General features: G+C 70.4%; 9 protein-coding genes. 2 read left to right on the top strand and 7 right to left on the bottom strand.

Features of this window, described 5'->3' with window-relative positions; all coding sequences use genetic code 11:
* Nucleotides 1–545 precede the first annotated feature (545 nt).
* Nucleotides 546–1,553, bottom strand: a complete 1,008-nt coding sequence (locus tag ACWD5D_RS18520; protein ID WP_451373753.1) for a stage II sporulation protein M — start codon at nucleotides 1,551–1,553, stop codon at nucleotides 546–548.
* A 143-nt stretch (nucleotides 1,554–1,696) separates the two neighbouring features.
* Between ACWD5D_RS18520 and ACWD5D_RS18515 the strand changes: the two genes are divergently transcribed.
* Nucleotides 1,697–2,695, top strand: coding sequence for an RDD family protein (locus ACWD5D_RS18515; protein ID WP_451373768.1), 999 nt, complete (start codon nucleotides 1,697–1,699; stop codon nucleotides 2,693–2,695).
* Nucleotides 2,696–2,768: 73 nt separating this feature from the next.
* Here ACWD5D_RS18515 and ACWD5D_RS18510 read toward each other — a convergent pair whose 3' ends face one another.
* A complete protein-coding gene (locus ACWD5D_RS18510; RefSeq protein WP_451373752.1) occupies nucleotides 2,769–3,383 on the bottom strand; it encodes a hypothetical protein in 615 nt (204 codons plus the stop codon).
* A gap of 180 nt (nucleotides 3,384–3,563) precedes the next feature.
* Nucleotides 3,564–5,021, bottom strand: coding sequence for an adenosylhomocysteinase (ahcY, locus tag ACWD5D_RS18505; protein ID WP_451373751.1), 1,458 nt, complete (start codon nucleotides 5,019–5,021; stop codon nucleotides 3,564–3,566).
* A 386-nt stretch (nucleotides 5,022–5,407) separates the two neighbouring features.
* On the opposite strand from ahcY, the gene lepB reads away from it, so the two are divergent.
* Nucleotides 5,408–6,070, top strand: a complete 663-nt coding sequence (lepB, locus tag ACWD5D_RS18500; protein WP_451373750.1) for a signal peptidase I — start codon at nucleotides 5,408–5,410, stop codon at nucleotides 6,068–6,070.
* 88 nt (nucleotides 6,071–6,158) lie between these two features.
* On the opposite strand, the gene ACWD5D_RS18495 is transcribed toward lepB, so the two are convergent.
* The 4 genes from ACWD5D_RS18495 to ACWD5D_RS18480 form a co-directional block, all read right to left on the bottom strand.
* Nucleotides 6,159–7,139, bottom strand: coding sequence for a cation diffusion facilitator family transporter (locus tag ACWD5D_RS18495; RefSeq protein WP_451373749.1), 981 nt, complete (start codon nucleotides 7,137–7,139; stop codon nucleotides 6,159–6,161).
* Between the two features lie 167 nt (nucleotides 7,140–7,306).
* On the bottom strand, nucleotides 7,307–8,458 hold the full coding sequence (manA, locus tag ACWD5D_RS18490; protein WP_451373748.1) for a mannose-6-phosphate isomerase, class I: 1,152 nt from the start codon (nucleotides 8,456–8,458) through the stop codon (nucleotides 7,307–7,309).
* 101 nt (nucleotides 8,459–8,559) lie between these two features.
* On the bottom strand, nucleotides 8,560–9,687 hold the full coding sequence (locus ACWD5D_RS18485; protein WP_451373747.1) for an SIS domain-containing protein: 1,128 nt from the start codon (nucleotides 9,685–9,687) through the stop codon (nucleotides 8,560–8,562).
* Nucleotides 9,688–9,932: 245 nt separating this feature from the next.
* Entirely contained in the window at nucleotides 9,933–10,103 is a 171-nt protein-coding gene (locus ACWD5D_RS18480) for a Trm112 family protein (protein WP_007382472.1), read from the bottom strand.
* Nucleotides 10,104–10,136 lie beyond the last annotated feature (33 nt).

The raw sequence follows: 10,136 nt of genomic DNA, 5'->3' as shown, positions 1-10,136 counted from the left end.
GGGATGAACACCACGAGAGCGGTGCGAGAGGAGGAATGATCCTCTCGCACACAGCGTCCTCGCTGTGTTATTTCAAAGGAACCTCGACCATCGGAGTGTTCCGACGGACGGGGTATCAACATATCTGGCGTTGATTTTTGGCACGCTGTTGAGTTCTCAAGGAACGGTCGCTTCCTTTGTACTCACCCTCTCGGGCTTTCCTCCGGGCTTCCCTTCGATCTTGCGTTTCCGACTCTATCAGATCTTTTCTCGATCCGATTTCCTCGGCGCTTTCCAGGTTTTCGCTCTCGCGTTTCCCTTTCCGGCGGTTCCGACTTTATCAGAAGTTCTTGGCCGGTCTGACCGGCCGCTCATTTCTGAGTAATCGGAAGGTTGCTTCTCGGAGCCACTTCCGCGACTTCTTCGTGAAGCAGATAGATTTTAACGTTCAGCCCCGAACTTGTCCAGTTCTAGGCAACTCATTGAATCTACCTCCCCGATCCACCCGTGTCAACGGGTTTCTGGGGCGAAGAGGAGACTAGCAGCTCACAGGCGTGGTTCGCACATCAGGCGGCGGTGGGCACGGTCGCGCTTCGCTCCGATGCCTCGACGTCGCCCGTCTCGCCGGCACGTACCGCCCGGCCGCCGAGGACGTAGACGTACGTCAGGAAGGCCAGCTCCGCCACGACTCCGATGGCGATGCGGGCCCAGGTGGGCAGGCCGGACGGGGTGACGAAGCCTTCGAGGGCGCCGGAGACGAACAGCACCAGCGCGAGGCCGATCGCCATGGCCACGGCGGCGCGGCCCTCTTCCGCGAGCGCGGTGCGGCGGCTACGCGGGCCGGGGTCGATGACGGTCCAGCCGAGGCGGAGCCCCGTACCGGCGGCGACGAAGACCGCGGTCAGTTCGAGCAGACCGTGCGGGAGTATCAGGCCGAGGAAGGTGTCGAGGCGTCCGGCGGAGGACATGAGGCCGATGCCGACGCCCAGGATGAGCATGTTCTCGAAGAGGATCCAAAGGACGGGCAGGCCCAGGAAGACTCCGAGGACCAGGCACATCGCGGCGGCCTTCGCGTTGTTCGTCCACACCTGGGCGGCGAAGGACGTGGCGGGATGGCTCGAGTAGTAGGTCTCGTACTCGCCGCCGGGGCGGGTCAGCTCGCGGAGCTGGCTGGGGGCCGCGATCGAGGCCTGTACTTCCGGATGGGTGCCGATCCACCAGCCCAGCAGGATCGCGACGACCGTGGAGATCAGCGCGGTGGGCACCCACCAGTGGCGCGCGCGGTACACCGCGGCCGGGAAGCCCTGCGTGAGGAAGCGTGTGACGTCGCGCCATGAGGCTCGTCGGGTTCCCGCGACGGCGCTACGCGCGCGTGCCACGAGTTGGCTGAGCCAACCCGTCAGTTGCGGGTCGGGAGCGCTGGACTGGATGAGGGAGAGATGGGTGGCGGTGCGCTGGTAGAGAGCGACGAGTTCGTCGGCTTCGGCGCCGTTGAGCCGGCGCTGGCGGCGGAGCAGGGCGTCGAGACGGTCCCATTCGGCTCGGTGCGCGGAGACGAAGACGTCCAGGTCCATCGTGTCTGCCTGCTCCTCGGCTGGTCGTCGACTGCTCGTCGTGGATGCTCGTGATGCCCTCAGCTTGTCGTACTGCGGCGCGATGCGCCCTCAGCTTGGCAGACTTGCGGTTCTCGGGGCAGATCAGGGGAAGGACGGCGGACGTGAGTGAGTTGGTGACCGGCGAGGCGGTGGCGCTCGAACTGCAGCCCGCCAAGCTGCCGAGCAGGGCGTTGGCCATGTTGCTCGACCTGATCGTGATCGTGTTCGTGTACATCGCGGTCACCGCGGCACTGGTGGCCGCTACCGCGTCCCTGGACTCGGCCGCGCAGCTCGCTGTGTCGGTCGCGACGTTTCTGCTGGTGCCGGTGGGCGGACCGATCGCGGTGGAGACGCTCAGCCATGGGCGTTCACTGGGGAAGCTGGCGCTCGGGCTGCGGGTCGTACGGGACGACGGCGGTCCGATCCGGTTCCGGCACGCGCTGGTGCGGGGTGCGATCGGGGTCGTCGAGATTCTGCTGACGTTCGGGGTGGTGGCCTGCATCGCCTCGTTCGTGTCGGCTCGGGGGCGGCGGCTCGGGGACGTGTTCGCGGGCACGCTGGTCGTGCGTGAGCGGATACCCGTGGGTCGGACCGGTTTCGCTCCGCCTCCGCCGCCCTGGCTCGCTGGACGGTTCGCCGAGCTGGATCTGTCGGCGGTTCCGGACGGGCTGTGGCTCGGCGTCCGGCAGTACCTGACGCGTATGCATCAGCTCGATCCGCAGGTTTCCCTGGGTATGGCGCAGCAGTTCGCGACCGATCTCGCGGTTCGTACGGGGACCGCCGTGCCGCAGGGCGTCCACCCGGCCGCTTTCCTGTCGGCCGTGGTGCAGGAGCGGCAGGCTCGTGAGGCACGGCAGGCGTTCCGGGGCTCGGGTTCGCCGGCGCCGCGATCCCCCGCGGTCGGCGCCCCTCAGCTTCCTTATCCGTCGCAGGCCGCCTGGCCGCAGGGCAACGCTCAGCCTGTTCAGCCGGATCAGTACGTCCCGCCGGTCCAGTACGTCCAGCCTTCGGCTTCGGTGCAGTCGCAGGCTCCAGCCGCACCGCCCGCGTATCCCGTGCCGGCGCGGCCGGAGCAGACACCGCCCGACCGTCCGGCCACCGGTTTCGCGCCGCCGGCGTGAGTCGGGGGCGGGTGGCGACCCGTCCGCGTCTCCGCCCGGTCGAAATCTCCGCCCGGTCGGACCGGGACGCGCGTCAGTCGAACCTCGACGGGGGTGACTGAAGGTCCTCCAGCTCGATGCCGGGAGCGGACAGGACGACGTCGCCGACGATGTGCACGGTGTGCTGCTCGCCCGTGTCCAGGGCTGTGACCTGGTACTGGTCCACGGTCAGAGGGCCGTTGTCAGTGGCGTGTGTTTCTCTGTTCAGCAGAGCCCAGGACTGGTCCACGGTGCGGGGGGCGAGGACCGGGTCCGTGAAGGCCACGAGACGTACGCGGGTCGCGGCGGTGGAGGGGGTGAGGCGTAGGAGACGCGTGGTGGCGACGAGGAACGCGGGGGATGTGCCGGTGAAGGCGTGGGCGCGCACATTGCCTTCTGTGGCCTGATCTCCGGTGGGGTCGGTACGGACCCAGGTGACGCCTTCCAGGGCGGCGCCGCGGACCTGCCAGCCTCCGGCGTGGAGTTCGAGGCGGATGGGGCGGCCGAGGTCGTCCAGGGCGAGGTCGACGGAGCCGTGGTCCTGGCCCTCGGGAGTGGTCAGGCGGGAGACGTAGCGCCAGCCGGTGGGGCCGGGTGCGCACTGGAAATGTTCTTCGGCGAGGGGGGTGTGATCGTGCGGATCGTGGAGCGAATAGCGGCCGCGGGGCATGAGAGGTCCTGGAGTCTTACGGGCTGACGGTCCGGGTCCGGTTCGCCGGTCCGGTCAAAGGGGCAGGCCCCCGGCACGGGGGTGCGGGGGCCTGCCTCGGAGGACCGGTGGACCTGCTGCCGGGGAGCGCGTCGGTGACCGGCGTGCTCCCCCGGCGGGCGGGGCTACGGAGTCAGGGACTCAGTAGCGGTAGTGGTCCGGCTTGTACGGGCCGTCGACCTCGACGCCGATGTACGAGGCCTGCTCGGGGCGCAGCTGGGTGAGCTTCACGCCGAGCGCGTCCAGGTGGAGGCGGGCGACCTTCTCGTCGAGGTGCTTGGGCAGCGTGTAGACGTCGGTCGGGTACTCGTCGGGCTTGGTGAACAGCTCGATCTGGGCCAGGGTCTGGTCCGCGAAGGAGTTGGACATCACGAATGACGGGTGACCGGTGGCGTTGCCCAGGTTCAGCAGGCGGCCCTCGGACAGGACGATGATCACCTTGCCGTCGGGGAAGGTCCAGGTGTGGACCTGCGGCTTGACCTCGTCCTTGACGATGCCGGGGACCTTGGCGAGGCCGGCCATGTCGATCTCGTTGTCGAAGTGGCCGATGTTGCCGACGATGGCCTGGTGCTTCATCTTGGCCATGTCCGCGGCCATGATGATGTCCTTGTTGCCGGTCGTGGTGATGAAGATGTCGGCCTTGTCGACGACCTCGTCGAGGGTCGTGACCTGGTAGCCGTCCATCGCGGCCTGGAGGGCGCAGATCGGGTCGATCTCGGTGACGATCACTCGGGCGCCCTGGCCGCGCAGGGACTCCGCGCAGCCCTTGCCCACGTCGCCGTAGCCGCAGACGACGACGGTCTTGCCGCCGATCAGGACGTCGGTGGCGCGGTTGATGCCGTCGATCAGGGAGTGGCGGCAGCCGTACTTGTTGTCGAACTTCGACTTGGTGACGGCGTCGTTGACGTTGATCGCCGGGAAGAGGAGGACGCCGTCGCGCTGCATCTCGTACAGGCGGTGGACGCCGGTGGTGGTCTCCTCGGTGACACCGCGGATCTCGGAGGAGAGCTGGGTCCACTTCTGCGAGCCGTCCGTGATGGTGCGGTGCAGGAGTTCGAGGATGACGCGGTGCTCGTCGGACTCGGCGGTCTCCAGGCCGGGGACCTTGCCGTCCTTCTCGTACTCGACGCCCTTGTGGACGAGGAGGGTGGCGTCACCGCCGTCGTCCAGGATCATGTTGGGGCCGCCGGTGGGGGTGTCCGGCCAGGTCAGCGCCTGCTCGGTGCACCACCAGTACTCCTCCAGGGTCTCGCCCTTCCAGGCGAAGACCGGGATGCCCTGCGGGTTGTCGGGCGTGCCGTTCGGGCCGACGGCGATGGCGGCGGCCGCGTGGTCCTGGGTGGAGAAGATGTTGCAGGAGGCCCAGCGGACCCGGGCGCCGAGGGCGACCAGGGTCTCGATGAGGACGGCGGTCTGCACGGTCATGTGCAGGGAGCCGGTGACGCGGGCGCCGGCGAGGGGCTGGGCCTCGGCGTACTCCTTGCGGATCGCCATCAGGCCCGGCATCTCGTGCTCGGCGAGAGTGATCTCCTTGCGGCCGAACTCGGCCAGGGAGAGGTCGGCGACCTTGAAGTCCTGTCGGTTGTCGACAGTCGTCATTGCGAGCTGCTCCTCGGAAGTGGGTCGAGGTGGGTACGGCTGGTCTGCGCGGCTGCGGACACAGGGGTGCCCGAGAAAGAGGACACAGGCATGCCCACGTACGCGCAGCGCAGTCCGTCGGAGGCCCTCTCTCCCTCGGTCGGTCCGCTGCGGGACCGCCCGACCGCCATCAGCAGCGACGTCTGGCTCCGTCCCAAGCTACACCGCGGGACGCGGTCACCCCCAGCCCGCCTGCGATCACATCGGGCCGTTCGGGCGGACGCGAGCGGTGCCCGGGGCTCCCCCTGCCGTGCGGGCGGTTCGTGGAGTCCCGCTATTGTCCGCGCCACAGTGCTGCAGCACGGACGCCGTACGGGGAGGACGCAACAGTGGGCGCAGGACGGGGATTGGGGGTCGCCGCTCTCGTGGTGGGGCTGCTGGGGACGGTGCTGGGAGTTGGCTCCTTCGCCTACGGAAAGGATGCCTACGGAGGCTCCGTCGTCTCGAGCGAGAGCATGACGCCGACGTACGAGCCGGGTGACCGGTTCTTCTGGGAGCGTGTCGACGGGAGCGAGGTGCGACGCGGTGACGTGGTCGTGTTCTCGGCGCCGGAGCGGTACGGGCCCGGGGTCGTCGTCCTGGAGCGTGTCATCGGGGTGGGCGGCGATCACGTGGCGTGCTGCACGACCGTGGGGTCGCGGCAGCAGGTCACCGTGAACGGGAAGCCCCTCGATGAGCCGTATGTGAGCCAAGGCGACGCCGACGGGGCGCACCAGACGTACGACGTGAAGGTTCCGCGGGGGCGGCTGTTCCTGCTGGGTGACCATCGGGCGGCCGCCCGTGACTCGCGTGCCTTCCTCTCCGAGCAGGGCGGGACGCTCCCGGTGGGTGCCGTCCGGGGTCGGGTGATGGACGGTCCGGTGGTTCCCGGGCTGATCGTTGCGGGGTTGGTCTTCGGCGCCGTCATGGTGCTGGTCGGCATCGGTCTGGGGATCGGGGCCTGGGCGGTGCGGCGCCGGGCTCGGGCGCTCGTGCCGCCGCCCCCGCCCTGGCCGGTGCAGCCCGTCTGAGGGCGATACCAGCGCATGGGGCCCGCCGGAATGTCCGGCGGGCCCCATGGTCGTCACGGAACGTCGTGACGGGACGTCGTGACGGGACTCAGTGCCCCGTGGCGTGCGGGGTCGGGCCGCCCGGGGTGGCCTCCGGGTCCGGGCCCTTGGCGGCCTCGGCCTCGCTGTAGATGTCCGGTTCCAGGTAGATCGCGCGGGCGATCGGGACGGCGGCGCGGATGCGGGCCTCGGCCGCGTTGATGGCCTCGGCGACCTCGGCGGCCGTGTCGTCGTGCTGGACGGCGATCTTGGCGGCGACGAGCAGCTCCTCGGGTCCGAGGTGCAGGGTGCGCATGTGGATGACGCGGGTGACCGTGTCGCCGTCGACGATCGCGGCCTCGATCTTCTTGACGTCCTCCAGGCCGGCGGCCTCGCCGAGCAGCAGGGACTTGGTCTCGGCGGCCAGGACGAGGGCGATCAGGACGAGCAGGACACCGATGCAGACGGTGCCGATGCCGTCCCAGGTGCCGTCGCCGGTGAGCAGGGCGATGCCGACGCCGCCGAGGGCGAGGACGAGACCGATGAGCGCGCCGAAGTCCTCCAGGAGGACGACCGGCAGCTCGGGCGCCTTGGCACGGCGGATGAACTGCGCCCAGGACAGGGCGCCGCGCAGTTCGTTGGACTCCTTTATCGCGGTGCGGAAGGAGAAGCCCTCGGCGATGATCGCGAAGATGAGGACGCCCACCGGCCAGTACCAGTTCTCCACCTCGTGCGGGTGGCGGATCTTCTCGTAGCCCTCGTAGATGGCGAACATGCCACCGATGGAGAAGAGGACGATGGAGACGAGGAAGGCGTAGATGTACCGCTCGCGGCCGTAGCCGAAGGGGTGTTGCGGAGTCGCCTCGCGCTGGGCCTTCTTGCCGCCGATCAGCAGCAGGAACTGGTTTCCGGAGTCGGCGAGCGAGTGCACGCCCTCGGCGAGCATCGAGGAGGAGCCGCTGAACGCGAACGCCACGAACTTCGATGCCGCGATCGCGAGGTTGGCGCCGAGTGCCGCCACGATCGCCTTGGTACCGCCTGACGCGCTCATGTGTCCGCGTTGTCCCTTCACCGTCGTACGTCTACGCCGTCCAGGCGTGAGCCCGGCTTTGCCCGGACTTTGCCGGTGGGCCATTCTTGCAGCCCGCCGGCACTGCGGCGCGTCAGGTATCCACAGTCCCGGTCATATGTTCACAACGCGGTTGAGCGCAGCGCCGGTCACGCGATCACGGTGGCGCGGAAGACCGTGCCCGCGCCGGACACCTCGGCCCGCTCCCCCGCCGGGACGAACACCGACCGGCCGGGGAGGAGTTCCTCCTCGCCGGCGCGGACGGCCCCGGCCGTGCAGAGCAGGATCTGCGGAGTGCCCAGGGTGAGGTCGTGGGCGGCGCCGCCCTCGGAGAGGACGTACCGGGAGAGCCGGAACTCGTCGATCGGGGTCTCGTAGACCTCCTCGCCGTCCGGGGCGGCCTCGGGGCGCAGCACGCCCGGGTCGCCGGCCTCGAAGCGGACGATGCGCAGGAGTTCGGGGACGTCGACGTGCTTGGGAGTCAGGCCGCAGCGCAGCACGTTGTCGGAGTTGGCCATGATCTCAACGCCGAGGCCGTTCAGGTAGGCGTGCGGGATGCCGGCGCCGAGGAACAGGGCCTCGCCGGGCTGCAGACGGACGTGGTTGAGCAGCATGGCCGCGATGACGCCGGGGTCGCCCGGGTAGTGGTGGGCCAGGTCGGCGTACGGGGCGTAGTCGCCGCCCAGGCGGGTGCAGGCGGCGGTGGCCTCGGCGACCGTGTGGGCCATCTCCTCCCGGTCGGCGGTGAGGATCGCGGTGAGGACCTCGCGCAGGGCCGCGTCCTCGGGGTGGGCGTGCAGGAGGTCGACGTACGGCTTGAGGGAGTCGACGCCGAGGCCGTCCAGCAGGCCGGCGGCCTGGAGCGGGTCGCGGAAGCCGCACAGTCCGTCGAACTCGGTGAGCGCGCAGACCAGTTCGGGCTTGTGGTTGGCGTCCTTGTAGTTACGGTGCGGGGCGTCGACGGGGATGCCGCGCCGCTCCTCGTCCTCGTAGCCCTCCTTGGCCTGCTCCAGGTTGGGGTGCACCTGGAGGGAGAGCGGGGCGCCGGCGGCGAGGACCTTGAGCAGGAACGGCAGTCGCGGACCGAACTTCGCCACCGTCCGCTCGCCCAGTTCACGCTTGGGGTCGGCGTCGATGACCTCGACGAGCGTCCCGCGCGCGGTGCGCGAGGGTGCGCCCGGGTGCGCGCCCATCCACATCTCCGCCTGCGGCTCGCCGGTCGGCTCAACGCCCAGGAGGTGCGGGATGGCGGTGGGGGAACCCCACGCGTAGGGGCGGACGGTGTTGTCGAGGCGGTCCATCTGCTTCTCTCTGCCCGTTCTCTCTGCGTACGACGCCGGTTCGCCAGGTGTACGGCTGCCAGGGAGCACCCCGGCGGAATGCCGGGGCGTCAGGGTCCAGATCAGGCCCTCGAAGCGAGCGCGAGGTAAACGGCGGCGAAATCTGTGACGGCGATCAGTTCCGCGAGGGTCTCCAGTTCGCCGCCCTCCTCCGGTTCGAGTTCGCTGATCGGTGTGTCGTGGCTGAGGGCCAGGTCGCGGGCGGCGGGAGCGGCGGTGAGGCCGCCGATCGGGCGGTCGCGCAGCAGCACCACGCGCGCGTGCAGCGCGGGCGTCTCCTCCACGCGGTCGCGGAAGAAGTCGTCGGGGTCGGCGCTGGCCGCGAGGGGGCCGGCCAGCAGGGCGCTGTGCGCGGCGAGCGCCTCGGGGAGTTCGGCGACCAGGGTGGGACGGCCGGCGAGTTCGGCGAGGGCGTCGGCGAAGCGGCGGCCTGCGGGGCCCGCCGAAGTGCCTTCCGTCCAGACGACGGGGAGCGCGTCGGCGAGTTCGGCGGCGAGGGTCTTGGCCGGGTTGCTGTAGGTCGCGATGGCGGGACCGCAGCGCTCGGCGACGTGGTCCAGACGGTCGGCGACCTTCTCCAGGGCGTCCGCTCCGGCGGTGAGCAGACCGATGCGGTCGAGCAGGGCGACCAGCGGGGTGAACAGGGCCCAGAAGACGCCCGGGGAGGACGCGGCGACGGGTTCTTCCTGGTCGTACGGTGTCGTCGCCATCGGTACGAAAAGGCCGTGGGCGCCGGTCACCGCCTCGGTGAGGGGGGTGCCGGCCGGGGCCACGGCGGCGACGGTGCAGCCGCGGCGGTAGGCCTGCTCGGCGAGGATGCCGAGGCTGGGTTCGGTGCCGTCCGGGGTGGCGATCAACAGCAGGTCCACGGAACCGGCCCAGCCCGGAAGTTCCCAGCGCAGGGCGCCGGCGGCCGGGGCGACGCCGGTGGGCGCCAGCCGGATGACGGGGCTGCCGGGGCCGGCCAGGGTGCCGAGCAGGTCGGCGGTGTGGATGGCGGCGGCTCCGGGGCCGGCGATGAGGACGGCGCGGGGACGGCCGTCGGGCTTCAGGTCGCCGACGCCGGCCTCGGTGGCGTGCCGGGCGGCCGTGCGGACGCGGGCGCCGGCTTCGGCGGCGCCGCGCAGGAGGCCTCGGCGGTCGGCCTCGGCGAGGCCCTCCGGGGTGTCGAGGAGCGATTCGTCGAGCATGGGCGGCAGCCTCCGATCGCCGGGGCCTCGTCGGCCGGGTCCCGATGGGGTCGAGCGCGGGTGCGCCTCGCCGTCGCGGCGTCCCCCTTCGGAGGCGGCGCTGTGGCCGGCTTCTTCGGGGGCGGTGCTACGGCGGGCGGGGGGACGCCGGACGAGGGTGCGCCGGCGCGTTACGCCTGGTGGTCCTGTGCCTGCTGGTCCTACGCCTGTCGGGTCCCGCGCCGGGTGGTCCGGCGCGGGTGCGCTCAGGCGGGGCGGCGGGCCTCGTCGACGAGCAGAACCGGGATGCCGTCGCGGACGGGGTAGGCGAGGCCGCAGTCCTGACCGGTGCAGATCAGCTCGGTGTCCTGCTCCTTGAGGGGGGCGTGGCAGGCCGGGCAGGCGAGGATCTCCAGGAGGCCGGCTTCGAGCGGCATGGGGTGTCCCTTCGGGCGCGGATACGACGTTTA

The sequence above is a fragment of the Streptomyces sp. NPDC002520 genome (assembly GCF_053595235.1).
The sequence above is the reverse complement of the archived record's forward strand: the minus strand, read 5'-3'. Positions and strand labels throughout refer to the sequence as shown.